We start from the raw sequence: 17,350 nt of genomic DNA, 5'->3' as shown, positions 1-17,350 counted from the left end.
AGCCCAGCTATGAGCGGCGCTACCTTTGGATGGATCGAACTGGTGTTTTTTTATGGCATCGCGATCGGCGTGGGCGTGTGGCAGTGGGTCAAGATGGACCGAATGCTTAAGAAATCGCGAGCCGAAAAAGCAGCAAAGGAAGCCGCAGAACGAGATGCAATCGTATCCGGCATCACGTCAGAACCACAGGATCCACGTTAACGTTCGCTTTTCTGCTTTCGCCTAAAGCGGTCGCTCTGGGGCGCAAACGGGAGTCCCGCTTTCTGTGACTGGCCATACCAAATCCACGCCATATACCCACGCACCGGATCGTGTGGTAAGGTTTCATTGGTTGACGCCAAAAAGCTGGGCGTTTTCGGACGATCCCGATGTACTGATCGGCCAATATGCCGATCTGAAACGTCAGGTCCCGCTGCTCTATCTGCTGTTGATCATTATCGCGCTGGCCAGTCTGTATTTGATGATAGACAGCGTACCGCTGATGCTTGTCGGCGGGGTTTCGGCGACTTTGGCCATCATCGGCACCATTCGCATGATTTGGTGGGTGTGGTTCCTACCCGATCCTGATCGCATCAGTGTGGATGAGGCACGCAATCTGCTGCGACGCACGACATTGGCGGTTTTGCCTATCTGCCTGTCCTTTCTTGCGTACTCTTTCCTGCTCGATGCGTTCGGCGACCCGGCACAGCGAGCAGGCGTAGCGATCTGTCTGGTCATGACAGCGATCGGCTGCATCTTCTGTTTGATGCATCTTCCGCAGGCCGCGGTTTTGGTGAATCTGACCACCATGGTGCCCTATGCGCTGTATCAGCTCGTGATCGGTAACCAGACTTTTCTTTTGGTCGCGCTCATCGCAGGGATGGTGACCACATTGATGATCCGCGTATCGCTTAATGCTCACGGCGCTTTCGTTGAGCTTATCACATCGCGGGCCGAACTCGTGGCGCGCCGTCACGAGGCTGAGCGACTTGCGCAGGAGAACGCAAGCCTGGCCATGACAGATGCGCTCACTGGTTTGCCCAACCGGCGACTGTTTTTCGCTCAACTGGAAGAACAGGTGCAACGGTCTGCCGTGTCCGGCAATACGTTCATCGTCGGTGTCATCGATCTGGATCGCTTTAAACCCGTCAATGACATTCACGGTCATGCAATGGGGGATCAGTTGCTGGCAGAAGTCGGTAAACGTCTGCAATCAGTTAGCGATGGCATTGTCTTAGTCGCACGGCTTGGCGGCGACGAATTCGGATTGTTGGTTGATGGTGACGATGCAGCCGCGCAAGCCGTGGGGGAGGCAGTGATCGCGGTTCTCCATCAGCCATTCCAGATCGACGGACACCGCCTATCATTGGGGTGCTCGATCGGCTTTGCCGCCTACCCCTACGCCGGCACGACAGCAATTTCGGTCTTCGATCGCGCCGATTATGCGCTGTACGATGCAAAAGCTGATCGCCGCGGGACATACGCCTTTTTCACGTCCGAACTGGAAGTTCGCCTGCGCCGCGAAAGCGAACTGGAAGCTGCGTTGTTGTCCTCCGATCTTGCCAGCGAACTTGAGGTTGTCTTGCAGCCTATCATTTGTCTCGTCACTGGCAGGATGTACAGTGTCGAGGCTCTGGCACGCTGGAACAGCGCGCAAATCGGCGAAATTGAGCCAGCCCGGTTTATTGATGCGGCCGAAAGGCTGAACCTGATGGGCAGCATCACAACAACGCTGTTTGCAAAAACACTGGCCAGCATGGCGGTTCTGCCAGAGAGCATTGGTTTGTCGTTCAACCTTTCAACCTGCGATATTGTGACGTCGAGTACGATCGACATGTTGATCGAAACCATCGAAGAATGCCGTATCGAGCCGGCCCGCGTGACGTTTGAAATCACGGAAACGGCGCTGATGAAGGATTATGACAGGGCGATCACGCAAATATCGCGTCTTCGCGACATGGGAGTTTCGATTGCTCTGGACGACTTTGGAACCGGATTTTCCAGTCTGAGCTATTTGAGCCGCTTGCCGATCGACACGATCAAGATCGACCGCAGTTTCGTATCCAGTCTGGCAGAACTTGGGGTCCGCAAAATCGTGACCGCGATTCTGAGCATGTGCGAGACACTTCGCGTGGGCTGTATCGCAGAGGGCGTGGAAACTATAGAAGACTGCCTCATCCTCAGAAGCATGGGTTGCAACATGGCGCAGGGCCATGTCTTTGCAAAACCGATGGCGCTAGCAACGCTGCAGACCTGGCTGGAAGTGGAAAGCCTGCGACCTGGCGCTGCGCACCTTCAGACAGGCCTATTAAGTCTTCCAGCCTTCGCAGAATTGCAAAAGCGCTTCCCCAAGCACGCCAATGCCCGCTGAATGCACGATGATGCCATTCATGCCGGCGTAACCGGAATGCAGCTGCGACTACGCTATCGGGAACGAGAGATTGGCACGCAAACCACCTTCGCTGCGATTGGACAGCGAGAGTTTGCCGCCATGCGCACGGACTATGGCACCGACGATTGCCAAGCCAAGTCCGTATCCGCCGGTAACACGATTACGCGAAGTTTCGATCCGGACAAATGCCTCTGTCGCTGCGGTCAATAAAGCGTCGGGAATCCCCGGCCCATCATCCTCGACAACGATCGTTGCAATTTCGCCATGCTTCTCCAAGCGGATACGCGCAGCTCCGCCATAACGGACAGCATTGTCGATCAGATTGGCCATCGCTCGCCGGATTGCAGCCGCATCAACCGATGCGATCAGCGCCGGTCCCGGTCGGACTTCGGCCTTCTCGCCTTTAGCCTTGAAATCGGCCACCAAAGCTTGCGCAATAGCAGTGAGATCGCTTGGCGCTCGTTCGATAATCGTCGAACTCCGCGCCAGCGACAATATATTCTCCAAGTCGTCAGAAAGGCGGTCAATTTCCTCGATCATGCCGATGCGCTGATCGTCGTCGTTGATCAATTCGACCTGGATCCTTAGCGAGGTCAAAGGCGTGCGCAGATCGTGCCCGATCGCCCCCAGCATGACGTCCTTTTCGCGTAGCATCTGCGTGATTCGCGCTTTCATGTCATCGACTGCGGTAATCAGATCGCGCACGTCACGCGGCCCTGATTTCCTGTTTGTTCGCACCGGCTCGTCCGTGTTCCAACCTTCCGCGACCCAGTTTTCCGCATCATGCGTAAGCGAAGCAAGTGGGCGCGTGACGCTTCGCACCAGTAGCAATAGTGGCACAAGAATCGCGGCAAGAATGACCAACGTCTGCACCGCCAACATCGCAATCGCTGGCCCGATCGGGGCTGGGCCGCGTGAACGTGCCGTCAACCATTGCCCAGAATCTAGTTGCACGGAGACGACCACATTCCGGTTACCACGCGGGCCCGGCATCATGGCGGCGCGCACATCGCGCACCATTCGTCTTGTTCCGGGCATCATGCGAGCGACCACCCGCTCTTCGACGTTCTCCAGGCGTATAGCATCCGGCCCAATCGGACTGTTCGCACTTACCCGCACGCGTGTACGCCGGAATTTGCGCGGATCGATCGGCGCGCCCCAATCAACAGCTTCCAGATTGTCGATGAGCCGCGAGATGGCGGGCACTGCGGCATTTTCGAGCCTGAACGCCTGCCGTTCCCGTAGTAATAGGCCAAAGTTCAACGCTTGGGCGAGGATCAGTCCAGCTGCGACAATCAGCATCACCTGCTGGGCAAGCGAAAAACGTGACAGCGCTTTCATAGCTGCTTGACGGTCGCTGCAAGCACGTAGCCGGCCGAATGCACCGTTTTGATGTATTCTGGCGATTTCGGATCAGGTTCGATCTTTCGGCGCAGACGGCTGACCGCATTGTCGATCGCGCGGTCGAACGGAACAGCTTCGCGTCCTTTTGTAAGATCAAGCAACTGATCACGTGAAAGTGGGACATTGGGCCGTTGAACCAGTGCTTCAAGCAACAGGAACTCGCCTGTGGTCAGCGGCACCTCCTCCCCGTCGTCACGGATTAAACGGCGTTGGGTAGCGTGCAATATCCACGGCCCGAACTGATAGGCGTGCTGAGCGTCGTCCGACGCGATGTGGCGCTGGCTGCGCCGCAAAATAGCGTTGATGCGCGCAGTGAGTTCGCGAGGGTTGAACGGTTTGGCAAGGTAATCGTCCGCGCCCATCTCCAGACCGATGATGCGATCAATCTCCTCAGCTCGCGCGGTTAGCAATATGATGGGAAGATCACCATTGGCGCGGATAAAACGTGCCAAGCTGAGCCCATCTTCGCCGGGCATCATGATATCGAGGATCGCCAGATCGAACGATGCGACTTGCAACTGCGCACGTGCCTCGCTGGCATTGGCAGCAGTGGTCACACGATACCCTGCATTACCAAGCACTGTCGCAAGCGGTTTGCGGATCGATGTTTCATCGTCCACCAAGAGCAGATGCGGTCGATCGGCTGTCATCTCAGAGTTTTCCGTAGCCTGGGTGCCATGCTCATGACTTAGCACACCTGCGGCAAATGCGCGTCAAGGCAGGGACCGATTGCAATCAGTCCCTGCCCATTTTTACATAATGTTCGAGACTACCCGCGGCGGGCCTTGCGGGCTTCTCTCATGGCGGCCCGTTCGTCTTGGGTGACGACACCATCGTCGTTGGTATCTGCCCGGTCAAATATCTTCAGCGCACGGACGCCGAATTCGTCACGGCTGATTACACCATCCCCATTGGCATCAATCGGAGCACGCTTACCGGCACGCCGCATTCCCCGTTCCTCGCCTGAACGCGGAGCGGTTGCGTCACCCGACCGAGCTTCGCGGCGTTCGGCCCGTCTGGCCTGTCGCTCTTGCTTGGCGGCCTGCATTTCCGCCGTTTCGATCTGGCCGTTGCCGTTTGTATCAATCGTAGCGAAGCGCTGATCGAGATGTGCGGTTAGCTCGGTTTTGGTCAGTTGCCCATTCTTGTCGAGATCAGCACCAATGCCCATTGGGCCAGCCATTGCAGTTCCAGCAATGGCCAAAGAAATAAGTCCGCCAGCAAATGTGGTCATACGCATGATATGTTTCCTTTTTACAGGAAGCGACCGAAAGATCACCTCTGGAAACGGTTATGATCCTTTCGTGTCGCAGGCACTTGTCAACAGCGCGCGAAGTTGTCGCATTTTGTATCAGCCAATCATGACACGTCTCATCGGGCTTGGGATACAGATCGCTTCAAGCCCTCCTGCCAATGGCAGGTTATCGCAAATGCCGGATGTCAAATTGATCGGCGCGGCATCCGATAGGGTAGCATGAACTGGACCAAAGGTGACGAGAAGCGGCGCATGTCCAGACTTTCTTGCACCGTAACCACGTCTTCTCCAAGAAAACGCGAAGCGAGTTCGGACCGAGCGTAAAAAGGGGTATCTTCCCATGTTTTGCGCACTTCGGCCACGCCGATATCGGATCGGGTTCGACGATCCACGCGCCATTTGCTACGCGGCAGGCGCGCGATAGGCGGAAGATCGACGGGTTCAGGCACGCCTTGGGCATCGAAACGCAAGGCGCTGGCAAACAGCGATCCGTCCCCCCGTTCGCCTTCGTAGCACACCAAGGCTCCGTTCCTCAAATGCGCGCGCGACCAATGCCAAGTGTTGAAGCCTGTCTCCAACGGTTCAGCCCCGCGATTGTGGTCAAGATACGCCCTACCGGTCCATCTGACGCTGGGAGAATCCATCTCCACTTCGATCCGGGCACACGGCGCAAGGCAATGCCAGATATGATTTTCCCGTGAATCCAGCGCAAAGGCAACGCGGTTCAGCGCCTCGGGAAACACCCGCACGCGGCCCAAAACCTTGCGCTGCCACGGATTGAACAACCGTTTGTCGCTTTCATCGATGTCGATGGTGAGCGCTTCCCCGTCCCATCGCATCGCACTGGGACCGATAATGAGATTGCTGGTATCGCGCTCCACCGCACCGCGCCCTCGTTCTGTCATCGCCCAACGCGCATTGGGCCCATAAAGCGCCACGTTCAGCGCACAATGCGCCAGCGGTTCGTTGCGACCAGAGCGTTTGTAATACGGTGAAAACACGCTGCCCAAAAAAGCGATGATCGTCAGCCCGTGCTGCCCGTCGTCGCTGATTGCGTCGACATACCACCAGCTATAGCCGCCGGACGGGATAGCTTCATCGAAGCGAGGTCCTTCGCGATAACCCGTGCTGCCAACTGCCCGGACAAGGCTGCCATGGGCACCCCAGCTGCTGGATGGGTCGCCCCGCCCGTGCAATAAAGACCGGGCAACCGGGTCTTCGGCCCCTGCCGCTGGAAGGATGCCGCCCAGCCGTGCGACGCTCGCCCATAAAGGGCGCCGCCCGTGGCCGGGAACAGGGCTTCCCAGTCCTGAGGCGTCATGAGTTGATGCGGCAGCGGGTCCTCCAGCTGCAGTCCGCAGCGTTTGAGCGTGGCCATCATGGCGTGCGTGCATCGGTCTCTCTCCTCGGTCGTATAATGCTGAACGTCTCCATTGGCGGGGGCGTTGACAATGATTTGCAGGCGTTCACGTGCCCCGCGTGAGGGCGTGGAATGGTCGCTGGCGCCGCGGTCCATGGCACAAACGTAGACCGTGGGTTCGGAAGGAGTGCGGCCTTCACCGATCTCGTGAAACTCGCGGGCGTAATCGCGCGAGAAAAAGACATTGTGGTGCGAAAGGTCGAAGCCTTGCGTTTTTGCATGGGCGTACCAAACCAGCGCCGACAAGGAGCGTTTGGCAGGCGGAATCGAGGGCACAGCGCGTCGCGCTGCTTCGCCCAGCCGCCCGCTTGCCAGCGCGCCCGGATCGCCGTTGCAGATGACGACATCGGCGGCGATCACCTCGCCTGACGCCAGCCGCACCCCGCTTGCACGCCCATCCGCCGTGAGCACCTCGGCCACGGCCGCGTCCGTTCGCACGCGTGCGCCATGCCGTTCCGCCAGTCCGGCGATAGCCGTGGCAAGCGCATGGATGCCGCCTTTAATCAGCCACACGCCTCGTGCTTCGACATGGGCGATCAGCATCAGGGTTGCGGGCGCGCTAAAGGGTGACGATCCGCAATATGTGGCATAGCGGCCGAACAATTGCTGCAGGCGTCGATCCTTGAAATGCTGACCCAGCGCTTTCCACATGCCGTCAAAAGGGCGCATCGCCAATGCGTCACCGATACGCCACAGCCCCATTCGCCATATCATCGGCAGCGGCGTGCTGGCCTTGTCACCCCGCAAGAAAGGCTTCTCCAGCACATCGAAGATCCGCTTCGCCTCTCGGGTGAAGCGACGATAGCCCTGCGCCGCATCACGGCCGGCAAAATCTGCCACGGCATCAATGCTGCGATCGCGATTGGCATAAAGATCAAGGTGGGCACCATCGTCCCATGCATGGCGCGCAATGACGTCCGCACGCGTCACTTTGACATGATCTTCAAGACTTGCGCCGCAGGCGGCAAAGACTTCGTCGAAGATTTCGCGGTAGGTAAAAACCGTCGGGCCGCCATCGATCTCGGCTCCGTCAACCACGACCCGGCGGGCTTTACCGCCCACCCATGCTTCCTTTTCGAGCACCGTTACATCGTCGCCCCTCGCGGCAAGCAACGCAGCACTTGTAAGCCCGCCGATACCAGCCCCAATCACGACGACTCGCGCACCCACGTCAGCCAGCTCCCGTCAATCCGGCGATTATCATTGACCTTACGACTCTATATGTCCAATTATTTAGACATATGGGCAATGAAACAGAACGAAGATGAGCGTTTGGACCGATTTCAAGATCGGATATGTCACCCGTCGCAATCGTCTGTTTGGTTCGACCCGCTTTCAACATTGGGCGGCGCGCCTCCCCATGATCAGATGGATCGCACGCAGCCGCGCTGATGCAGCGTTCGACCTGCTAGCCGGATTTGCCTACTCACAAATACTTCGGGCTTATGTGGAAAGCCGATTGCTTGATGTGCTGATGGACGGCCCGCTAAGCGTTAGCGACGTATCGGCTCGCATCTATCTTTCGCACGAGGCAACCCTGACCTTGCTTCGCGCGGGTCGCCCCCTGAAACTATCAGAAGAACCTGCTGCAAATCTGTGGATGCTCGGTGAGCAGGGCGCGGTATTCGCGACCAATCCCGGTGTCCAGGCGATGGTTCGCCATCACCGTCTGCTTTATAACGATCTTGCCGACCCTCTCGCTCTGCTCAAAGCTGATCGGAACGGCCCCACCACTCTGTCGCGTTTCTGGACCTACGCAGGTGCCCTTCATGGCGCCAGCGAGCGTGGAGCCGACACCGCCGAATATTCGGCCCTCATGGCTGCCTCGCAACACTTCGTCGCAGATGAGGTGCTCGCCTCGTTCTCGTTTCGTGACGTTGACCGCTTGCTGGATATCGGCGGCGGCCACGGTGCATTCCTGCGTCAGATCGGCAGCGCTTGGCCGCATTTGAAACTGGGACTGTTCGACCTGCCGGAAGTCGCCGCAGAGGGAACTGCCATACTAGCAGACGCTATTGGGGCGCACCGAATTACAACGCATAAAGGCAATTTCTTCAAGGATTCCATACCGGAAGGTTATGACGTGGTGTCGCTAGTGCGCATTTTGCACGATCATGATGATGACGCTGCACAAGCACTTTTGGCCAACATTCATGCAAGTTTGATCCGTGGAAGCCGCCTGCTGATTGCCGAACCTATGGCGCGGATCACTGGCGCCGAACCTATGGGGGAGGCGTTCTTCGGTATGTATCTGTGGGCCATGGGATCAGGCCGCCCGCGCAGCCCCTCTGAAATCATCGCTATGCTCAAAAACGCGGGTTTCGCATCTGCTCGGCCCGTCGCAACGGCGCAACCGGTCAACGCAAGCATCGTCCTCGCCCTCGCTTGAGCATAAATTGTCCAGATTGTTTGACAGTTAAATATGTAAGGCGTAGCAAACATGTGAGAGAATGTTTGTTCCGGATTTCGAGTCGGTCCGTTCGCCCGCCAATCCGAAAGATGAAAGCAAAACAATGCACACCTTGGCCGTCATTCTTGAAGCACCGGAGCGCCTCGCGCTTCAGTCGCTCGGAATGAAGCCGGCGGAAGCTGCCGATGTGCTTGTCGACGTGACCTACAGCGGCATCAGCACCGGCACCGAAAAGCTGTTGTGGAGCGGCCAGATGCCACCCTTCCCGGGGCTCGGCTATCCTCTGGTGCCGGGATATGAATCCGTGGGGCGCATCGTCGGAGCAGGCCCGGATGCGCAAGGCCGTATTGGCGATTGGGTCTTCGTACCCGGCGCCAATTGCTACACCGATGCGCGCGGCTTATTCGGTGGCACGGCCAAGCGTCTGATTGTTCCTTCGGCTCGCGCTATGCCAATCCCCGAAAATCTCGGGGACGCCGGGGTGCTGTTCGCTCTTGCAGCGACAGCGCTTCATGCGATCAAAGGCGGAACTGGCAGCAACCATGTGTTGCCGGATCTTATTATCGGCCACGGCGTATTGGGCCGATTGCTGGCCCGCCTGACGCTGGCAATGGGCGGCGCCGCTCCAATGGTGTGGGAAACCAGCCCGTCGCGCCGCTGTGGTGCTGCTGGCTACACCGTGATCAGCCCTGCCGCAGATGAGCGCCGCGATTATCACGCCATCTATGATGCCAGCGGCGATGCTGGGCTGACTGACGAGTTGGTTACGCGCCTCGCCAAGGGCGGAGAAATCGTACTGGCTGGGTTCTATTCGGAACGCGTGAACTTCGCTTTCCCCGCTGCTTTCATGCGCGAGGCGCGGTTCCGCGTCGCTGCCGAATGGCAACCCGCAGATCTGGCAGAGACCCGCACTTTGATTGAAACCGGCAAACTTGATCTGACCGGCCTCGTTAGCGATCGCCGGCCTGCCGAAGAGGCGCTCGACGCCTACCCCCAAGCCTTCAGCGATCCCGATTGCCTGAAGATGGTTCTCGATTGGAGCGAATGCTGATGTCCATGCTCGACACCCAGATGGCTAGTCTGCGCGAAGAGGCGAGCCATGAGCCCGATCCAGTGCACACGGGCGAAGTGAAAAGCGAAACGCAGGTCATCGCGATTTATGGAAAGGGCGGCAGCGGCAAGAGCTTCGCGCTCTCCAACCTCAGCTACATGATGGCCCAGCAGGGCAAGCGCGTGCTGCTGATCGGTTGCGATCCCAAGAGCGACACCACCAGCCTGTTGTTCGGCGGCAAGTCCTGTCCGACGATTATCGAAACCTCCAGCCGCAAGAAACTGGCCGGGGAAGAGGTCAAGATCGAGGACGTTTGCTTCCAGCGCGACGGCGTGTTCGCAATGGAACTCGGCGGCCCCGAAGTCGGCCGCGGCTGCGGCGGTCGCGGCATTATCCACGGCTTCGAATTGCTCGAAAAGCTGGGCTTCCACGACTGGGGCTTCGATTACGTGCTGCTGGATTTCCTCGGCGACGTGGTGTGCGGCGGCTTCGGCCTGCCGATCGCCCGCGACATGTGCCAGAAGGTGATCGTGGTCGGATCGAACGACCTGCAATCGCTCTACGTCGCCAACAACGTGTGCCAGGCGGTCGAATATTTCCGCAAGATGGGCGGCAATGTCGGCGTGGCGGGCATGATCATCAACAAGGATGACGGCACCGGCGAAGCGCATGCCTTCGCCGAAGCGGTCGGCATCCCGGTCCTGACCGCGATCCCGGCGAACGAGGACATCCGCCGCAAGAGTGCGAATTACCAGATCATCGGCATCCCCGGCGGCGAATGGGCGAGCCTGTTCGAAGACCTCGCCGTCAACGTCGCTGAAGCGCCCCCGGTGCGCCCCACGCCGCTGACGCAGGACGGGCTGCTGAACCTGTTCAGTGCGGACGTGACCGGCGCCAATGTCGAACTCATCCCCGCCACACAGGCCGATATGCGCGGCGGTGTGTTCGAAACCCGTCCGAGCCTCGAAGTGATCTACGACGAGGCCTGATGCAATGAGCGATGCTTTCCCCCCCAGCGGCAACCGCGCCCCCGACCGGATCGATCTTGATGCCGGCGCCGTGAATGCGGGTGGCGCGTGTTCGTCGAAGGACACGATGCGCGATGCCGCGCGCGATGCGGGAAAGAGCGACATTCTCGATCAGTATGCCGCCGATTATCCGGTCGACCCGCAAGCGGGCCCGCATGATCAGCCGCAATCGATGTGCCCTGCCTTCGGGTCGCTCCGGGTGGGTCTCAGAATGCGGCGCACCGCCACGGTGCTGTCGGGCTCGGCCTGCTGCGTCTATGGCCTGACCTTCACGTCGCACTTCTACGGCGCGCGCCGCACGGTCGGCTACGTCCCCTTCTCCAGCGAGACGCTGGTCACCGGCAAGCTGTTCGAAGACATCAAGGAAGCGGTGGAGGGCCTCGCCGATCCTGAGAATTACGACGCGATCATCGTCACCAACCTGTGCGTGCCCACGGCGAGCGGCGTGCCGCTGCGGCTGCTCGGCAAGCAGGTCAACGGCGTGCGGATAATCGGGATCGACGTGCCGGGCTTCGGCATCCCGACCCACGCCGAAGCCAAGGACGTACTGGCGGGCGCGATGCTGAACTATGCGCGCGAGGAAGTCGCCGCCGGCCCGGTGGCCGCCCCGCGCGAACGCTCCGACCTGCCAACCGTCACCTTGCTGGGCGAGATGTTCCCGGCCGATCCGGTGGTGATCGGGCAGATGCTCGCACCGCTGGGCCTCGCTGCCGGCCCGGTCGTGCCGACCCGCGAATGGCGTGAGCTTTACGCGGCACTGGATTGCGCGGTCGTCGCCGCGATCCACCCCTTCTACACCGCCAGCATCCGCGAATTCGAAGCCGCGGGACGCCCGATCATCGGGTCGGCCCCGGTCGGCGCGGATGGCACGGCGGCCTGGCTGCAATCCATTGGCGATACGCTGGGCCTTCCGCAGGACAAGGTCGACGCGGTCAAGAACACCATGATCGCCGCCTGTAAGGGCGCACTATCCAATATGCCGATCAAAGGCCGGATCACAGTTTCGGGCTATGAAGGCTCGGAATTGCTGGTCGCTCGCCTGCTAGTCGAAAGCGGCGCGGATGTGCCCTATGTTGGCACCGCGACCCCGAAAACACCCTGGTCGGATGCCGACCGCGAATGGCTCGAGGCGCGCGGTGTGCACGTGCAGTTCCGCGCTAGCCTTGAGCAAGATATCGCCGCGGTCGAAGAACACCGCCCGGATCTGGCGATCGGAACTACGCCGGTCGTGCAATATGCCAAATCCCGCGCAATCCCGTCACTTTACTTTACCAACCTTATCTCGGCCCGGCCTCTGATGGGTCCGGCAGGTGCTGGTAGCCTTGCAACCGTGATCAATGCGGCGATGGCCAACAAGGCGCGCTTCGATGCGATGCGCGATTTCTTTGAAGGCGTCGGGACTGAGCATGCTGCGGGCGTGTGGGAAGATATCCCCGTCGACCGGCCCAAGTTCCGGAAAAAATACGCCGCCCTTAACGAAGCAGCGCGCAAAGCGTCAGAGGCGGTGGGATCATGACCCTCATCCTCGATCACGACAGGGCCGGCGGCTACTGGGGTGCGACCTACGTCTTCACCGCGGTGAAGGGCCTGCAGGTCATCATCGATGGCCCGGTCGGCTGCGAAAACCTGCCCGTCACCAGCGTGTTGCACTACACCGACGCGCTGCCCCCACATGAACTTCCCATCGTCGTCACCGGCCTCGGCGAAGAGGAGCTGGGCAAGACCGGCACCGAAGGCGCGATGAAGCGCGCCTGGAAGGCGCTGGATACCGAGCTTCCCGCCGTGGTCGTCACCGGCTCGATCGCCGAGATGATCGGCGGCGGCGTGACGCCCGAAGGCACCAACATTAAGCGCTTCCTGCCGCGCACCATCGATGAAGACCAATGGCAGTCCGCCGACCGCGCGCTGACTTGGCTGTGGACCGAATTCGGCCCCAAGAAGATGCCGGAGAAGCGCGTCCGCAAGGACAGTGAAAAGCCTCGCGTCAATATTGTCGGGCCCAGCTACGGCATGTTCAATATGCCGAGCGACCTGGCTGAAATCCGCCGTCTGATTGAAGGTATTGGCGCAGAGGTGGGCGTGGTTTTCCCGCTTGGCAGCCACTTGGCCGATATCCGCGAGTTGGCAACGTCTGATGCAAATGTCTGCATGTACCGCGAATTCGGGCGCAACCTGTGCGAAACGCTCGAACGGCCCTATTTCCAGGCGCCGATCGGCTTGACCCAGACCACCAAGTTCCTGCGCGCGCTGGCCGCGGAACTGGGCCTCGATCCCGAACCCTTCATCGAGCGAGAAAAGCACACCACGATCAAGCCGCTGTGGGATCTGTGGCGTTCGGTCACGCAGGATTTCTTCGGTACGGCCAGCTTCGGGATTGTCGCAAACGATACCTACGCGCGCGGGATCCGCCAGTTCCTAGAGGGGGACATGGGCTTGCCCTGCACGATCTCAGCTTCGCGCTGTGCTGGCGCGAAAACTGATAACAATGCCGTTCGCGCATCGCTGCACAGCAATCCCCCGCTGGTGATGTTCGGTAGCTACAACGAGCGGATGTATCTGGCGGAAACGACCGGCACAGGCCACGGCCCAAGCACGCAGTTCATCCCTGCCAGCTTCCCTGGCGCAGCCATCCGCCGCCATACCGGTACGCCGTTCATGGGCTATTCGGGCGCAACTTATTTGGTGCAGGAAGTTTGCAACGCATTGTTTGATGCACTCTTCCATATCCTTCCGCTTGGCACCGAGCTCGACAAGGTAGAGCCCACGCCCGCACGCGGCGAAGCCCAGTTGACCTGGGATGACGATGCCAAAGCCCGGCTCGACCAGCTTGTTGAGGCAAAGCCAGTGCTTGTTCGGATTTCGGCTGCCAAAAACCTGCGTGACAGCGCAGAACGCACCGCCCGGGGGCGCGGCGTCACAACAGTTACAGCGGACTGCCTAGAGGCTCCGCTGCTTGAGGGAGCGCCCGCATGATTGCCGCGCGCGCGCGCCTCAATTCTTTGTCACTGATGCCGATCGCGTCAGTGCAATCCCATGCCCCCTTCCAAGGGGCTCTCCAATCCACGTGGGGGATCACGCGGGGATGCCGACGGAGGCCTTCGGGCTTCCAATCACACCCAACTGAACGGAGACGACCCGATGAACGAACGTATCGGAACTCACCTGACGCCTGAAGAGGCACAGGAAATCCACAAGGGCTTCATGGGCACCTTCACCCTTTACGTGGTGATCGCGCTCGTAGCTCATGCTTTGATGTGGGCTTACAAGCCCTGGATCGGCGCTGGTTTCGGCCAATAAGCGTCCCGCGGCCGGCGCCTGCCGGTATGTCGTGACATGCAATCCCATTTAACGAAGGAATTTCCCATGTGGAGAGTCTGGTTCTATTTTGACATCCGCCGCGCCCTCGTTGCGCTGCATGTTGGTCTCGCCGTCTTGGCGTTCACCATCCATTTCATCCTGCTCAGCACGGATCGTTACAACTGGCTCGAACGCGCACCTGGCGTGGCCGCACCGGTTCAGGCTGCTATTGAATCGTCGGAAGCTCCGGCGGCAGGATAGCACCTGGTCGAATGTGAGGGGGCAGGTTCGCCTGCCTGCCTCCTAACACTTGTCGAACAATCTTAGCGCCCGCCCATGTGGCGGGGAGGATGGACCTATGGCGCTCCTTAGTTTCGAGCGGAAATACCGCGTCCGCGGTGGCACATTGATCGGCGGCGACCTTTTCGACTTCTGGGTCGGCCCGTTTTATGTCGGATTCTTCGGAGTGACGACGGCAATCAGCGCGTTGCTTGGCACCGCCCTGATTTTTGCCGCAGCCACACAAGGGCCGACCCTCAATCCTTGGCTGATCTCGATCAACCCACCACCGGTTGAATACGGCCTGTCGTTGGCTCCGCTCAAACTGGGCGGGTATTGGCAAATCATTACTTGTTGCGCTGTCGTGGCCTTCAGTTCCTGGGTGCTGCGACAGGCGGAAATCTCACGCAAACTTGGCATGGGCTACCATGTTCCAATCGCTTTTGCGGTTGCGGTGTTTGCTTATGTTTCGCTCAACGTCATTCGTCCCTTGTGGATGGGCGCGTGGGGCAACGGATTTCCTTACGGGATATGGACCCACCTCGAGTGGGTTTCGAACGTCGGCTACGCCTTCGGCAACTTCCACTACAACCCTGTGCACATGCTCGCGATCACGTTCTTCTTCACGAACTGTCTTGCGCTCGCGTTGCATGGCGGTCTGGTGCTGTCGGCAGTCAATCCAAGCGGCGGCACCGACGTCAAATCGCCGGAATACGAAGACACCTATTTCCGTGACTTTATCGGTTATTCCGTCGGCACGCTCGGCATTCACCGGGTGGGGCTTTTCCTGGCGCTGAGCGCTGGGTTCTGGAGCGCCATCTGCATCGTCATTTCCGGCACTCTGTATGTCGGCAGCTGGATCGAATTCTGGGACTTCTGGAAGAAGATTCCGATCTGGTCGTAAGGAGCACCTGACCCATGGCGACGTATCAAAACATCTTTACGCAGGTTCAGGTCAAAGGTCCCCCTGAAATGGGGATCGACCTGCCACCTTCGGAAGACATCCGCATTCCGTTCACCGGGCACACCTATTGGCTCGGAAAAATCGGACAGGCACAATTCGGTCCGATCTATCTGGGCACCCTGGGTGTCATCAGTCTGGCCTTCGGCACGCTGGCGATCATGATCATCGGCCTCAACTTCTGGGCGCAAGCCGGTTGGAGCCCGCAGGTTTTCATGCGTGAATTCTTCTGGCTGTATCTTGGCCCTCCCGGGCCGGAATATGGGTTTAGTCCGTTCGTTCCTTTGAATGAAGGCGGCTGGTTTATTCTCGCTGGCCTCAGCCTGACCATCTCGGTCATGGCGTGGTGGGCACGGACTTACCGGCGCGCCAAGGCGCTGGGAATGGGGATGCACATTCCCTGGGCCTTTGCTTCGGCTATCTGGTTGTTCCTGGTGCTGGGCTTCATCCGCCCGCTCTTGATGGGCAGCTGGTCGGAAGCGGTGCCCTACGGCGTCTTTGAACACCTCAATTGGACCAACAATTTCTCGCTGGTCTACGGCAACCTGTTCTACAATCCGTTCCACGCGCTCTCGATCGTGTTCCTTTACGGATCGGCTGTCCTGTTTGCGATGCACGGGGCGACGATCCTGGCGCTTGGCCGTTATGGCGGCGAACGCGAGATCGAACAGATTACCGATCGCGGCACGGCGGCCGAACGCGGTGCGCTGTTCTGGCGCTGGGTGATGGGTTTCAATGCTTCGTTTGAATCCATCCACCGCTGGGCGTGGTGGTTCGCAGTTCTGACGACGCTAACCGGCGGTATCGGCATCCTGTTGACCGGCACCGTGGTCGATAACTGGTATCTGTGGGCGCAGGAACATCACTATGCACCCGACACGATCAACTACGATCCTACCGGCGCTGCGCAGGCCTCAGCCGGAAACTGACAAAAGGCCGGGCGATAATCGCTCGGCTTTTTTGATGCATCTTGATAACGAAAACCCGGTGCGAACCGTCTAAGTCGCGCCGGGTTTTGTTTTTGCATGCATGCATTCGTGAGTGAATGGCTCAATTTGGTGGCACCGCCTGCAGACGTGTACGCAAATCGATCAGGTGGATCGGCAAAGACATGGCCAACGGCAAGGCGATCCACCACCAGTCAGTCCCGACCATTGCCGCTCGAAGTCCGAGGACTAGGAACGCCGCAGGGCCGAGAAGCGCAGCGATTTCCAGGTAATTCCAGCGTCGCCCATGGCGAAGCCATGCTGCTTCAATCGCTAAGACGCACAAAATAAAATCGGCCGCGTGGCCGCTTTGAAACAGGATGTCGACTATTCCCGCGCCTGGCATCTTGGCCCCTTCACACTTACCGAACGCCTCATCCTAGCCGAACGGCCCATTGAGCTGCACGACAGCCCAATTCAGGGTGCCCGCAAAAGTTACCCAGCCGAGATAAGGCGCCAGCAGTACTGCAGCGATGCGTGAAAACCTCCCGCAATAGACTATCAAAGCGAGGATGGAGACCCATAGCAAAACCAGCTCATAGAAAGCCCAGTCTGGTCGCTGCAGGCGGAAGAAGATCAGGCTCCAGCTGATGTTGAGAAAGCCGTTCAGGGCGAAGAGCCCGAGTACCCATTCAGCGGCCGCCGGCGTGGGCGCTGCACGCCAAGCCGTGATCCCGGCGACAGTGATTAGTGCGTAAATGATCGTCCAGCCCATGGGAAAGACGATGTCGGGCGGGTTCCAGTCAGGCTTCGCCAGCGCTTGATACCACGGGCCCAGGTCTGTCACTGTCGCGCCGAGCGCGGCGACACATAGCGCCGCACCCGTCGCAACGGTCACGGGAATGATCATCATCCGGTTCATATCGGCAAGCCTAGAACCGCGTCTGG

At 59.4% G+C, this 17,350-nt stretch carries 18 protein-coding genes; 11 read left to right on the top strand and 7 right to left on the bottom strand.

Going from position 1 to position 17,350, the window contains the following annotated elements; genetic code table 11:
* Positions 1-9: 9 nt before the first annotated feature.
* Positions 10-201 (top strand): hypothetical protein, encoded by a 192-nt coding sequence (locus SJY33_RS01010; protein ID WP_379920638.1) that lies wholly within the window; start codon positions 10-12, stop codon positions 199-201.
* 130 nt (positions 202-331) lie between these two features.
* The gene (locus tag SJY33_RS01005) at positions 332-2,350 is read left to right on the top strand and encodes a putative bifunctional diguanylate cyclase/phosphodiesterase (RefSeq protein WP_379920637.1); all 2,019 of its coding nucleotides are present in this window, start codon (positions 332-334) and stop codon (positions 2,348-2,350) included.
* A gap of 48 nt (positions 2,351-2,398) precedes the next feature.
* On the opposite strand, the gene SJY33_RS01000 is transcribed toward SJY33_RS01005, so the two are convergent.
* The 5 genes from SJY33_RS01000 to crtD form a co-directional block, all read right to left on the bottom strand.
* A complete protein-coding gene (locus SJY33_RS01000) occupies positions 2,399-3,712 on the bottom strand; it encodes a sensor histidine kinase (RefSeq protein WP_379920636.1) in 1,314 nt (437 codons plus the stop codon).
* The gene (locus tag SJY33_RS00995) at positions 3,709-4,425 is read right to left on the bottom strand and encodes a response regulator (RefSeq protein WP_379920635.1); all 717 of its coding nucleotides are present in this window, start codon (positions 4,423-4,425) and stop codon (positions 3,709-3,711) included. The genes SJY33_RS01000 and SJY33_RS00995 overlap by 4 nt, the downstream gene beginning before the upstream one ends.
* Before the next feature lie 119 nt (positions 4,426-4,544).
* Complete coding sequence (locus SJY33_RS00990; RefSeq protein ID WP_379920634.1) at positions 4,545-5,015, bottom strand: EF-hand domain-containing protein; 471 nt, start codon at positions 5,013-5,015, stop codon at positions 4,545-4,547.
* 200 nt (positions 5,016-5,215) lie between these two features.
* On the bottom strand, positions 5,216-6,031 hold the full coding sequence (locus SJY33_RS00985; protein ID WP_379920633.1) for a hydroxyneurosporene dehydrogenase: 816 nt from the start codon (positions 6,029-6,031) through the stop codon (positions 5,216-5,218).
* 23 nt (positions 6,032-6,054) lie between these two features.
* Entirely contained in the window at positions 6,055-7,620 is a 1,566-nt protein-coding gene (crtD, locus tag SJY33_RS00980; protein WP_379920632.1) for a 1-hydroxycarotenoid 3,4-desaturase CrtD, read from the bottom strand.
* Positions 7,621-7,918: 298 nt separating this feature from the next.
* Here crtD and SJY33_RS00975 point away from each other — a divergent pair, with 298 nt between their 5' ends.
* The 9 genes from SJY33_RS00975 (at position 7,919) to pufM (ending at position 16,405) form a co-directional block, all read left to right on the top strand.
* Positions 7,919-8,839: a methyltransferase gene (locus SJY33_RS00975; protein WP_379923492.1), complete on the top strand. Its 921-nt coding sequence runs from the start codon at positions 7,919-7,921 to the stop codon at positions 8,837-8,839.
* Between the two features lie 124 nt (positions 8,840-8,963).
* Entirely contained in the window at positions 8,964-9,911 is a 948-nt protein-coding gene (bchC, locus tag SJY33_RS00970; RefSeq protein ID WP_379920631.1) for a chlorophyll synthesis pathway protein BchC, read from the top strand.
* Entirely contained in the window at positions 9,905-10,900 is a 996-nt protein-coding gene (locus SJY33_RS00965; protein WP_379920630.1) for a chlorophyllide a reductase iron protein subunit X, read from the top strand. The genes bchC and SJY33_RS00965 overlap by 7 nt, the downstream gene beginning before the upstream one ends.
* A gap of 4 nt (positions 10,901-10,904) precedes the next feature.
* A complete protein-coding gene (gene bchY / locus SJY33_RS00960; protein ID WP_379920629.1) occupies positions 10,905-12,455 on the top strand; it encodes a chlorophyllide a reductase subunit Y in 1,551 nt (516 codons plus the stop codon).
* Complete coding sequence (gene bchZ / locus SJY33_RS00955) at positions 12,452-13,912, top strand: chlorophyllide a reductase subunit Z (RefSeq protein WP_379920628.1); 1,461 nt, start codon at positions 12,452-12,454, stop codon at positions 13,910-13,912. Before bchY ends, bchZ begins: the two co-directional genes overlap by 4 nt.
* A gap of 165 nt (positions 13,913-14,077) precedes the next feature.
* On the top strand, positions 14,078-14,236 hold the full coding sequence (gene pufB / locus SJY33_RS00950; RefSeq protein WP_379920627.1) for a light-harvesting antenna LH1, beta subunit: 159 nt from the start codon (positions 14,078-14,080) through the stop codon (positions 14,234-14,236).
* Between the two features lie 66 nt (positions 14,237-14,302).
* A complete protein-coding gene (pufA, locus tag SJY33_RS00945; protein WP_379920626.1) occupies positions 14,303-14,497 on the top strand; it encodes a light-harvesting antenna LH1, alpha subunit in 195 nt (64 codons plus the stop codon).
* 97 nt (positions 14,498-14,594) lie between these two features.
* The gene (gene pufL / locus SJY33_RS00940) at positions 14,595-15,419 is read left to right on the top strand and encodes a photosynthetic reaction center subunit L (protein WP_379923491.1); all 825 of its coding nucleotides are present in this window, start codon (positions 14,595-14,597) and stop codon (positions 15,417-15,419) included.
* Positions 15,420-15,433: 14 nt separating this feature from the next.
* Positions 15,434-16,405: a photosynthetic reaction center subunit M gene (pufM, locus tag SJY33_RS00935; protein ID WP_379920625.1), complete on the top strand. Its 972-nt coding sequence runs from the start codon at positions 15,434-15,436 to the stop codon at positions 16,403-16,405.
* A 121-nt stretch (positions 16,406-16,526) separates the two neighbouring features.
* Here the strand turns inward: pufM and SJY33_RS00930 are convergent, their stop codons facing one another.
* Together SJY33_RS00930 and SJY33_RS00925 are read right to left on the bottom strand one after the other, a co-directional pair.
* Positions 16,527-16,808 (bottom strand): hypothetical protein, encoded by a 282-nt coding sequence (locus SJY33_RS00930; RefSeq protein ID WP_379920624.1) that lies wholly within the window; start codon positions 16,806-16,808, stop codon positions 16,527-16,529.
* 33 nt (positions 16,809-16,841) lie between these two features.
* The gene (locus tag SJY33_RS00925; RefSeq protein WP_379920623.1) at positions 16,842-17,324 is read right to left on the bottom strand and encodes a TspO/MBR family protein; all 483 of its coding nucleotides are present in this window, start codon (positions 17,322-17,324) and stop codon (positions 16,842-16,844) included.
* Positions 17,325-17,350: the final 26 nt, after the last annotated feature.

The sequence above is a fragment of the Erythrobacter sp. R86502 genome, assembly GCF_042466465.1.
GTDB lineage: Bacteria > Pseudomonadota > Alphaproteobacteria > Sphingomonadales > Sphingomonadaceae > Erythrobacter.
The sequence above is the reverse complement of the archived record's forward strand: the minus strand, read 5'-3'. Positions and strand labels throughout refer to the sequence as shown.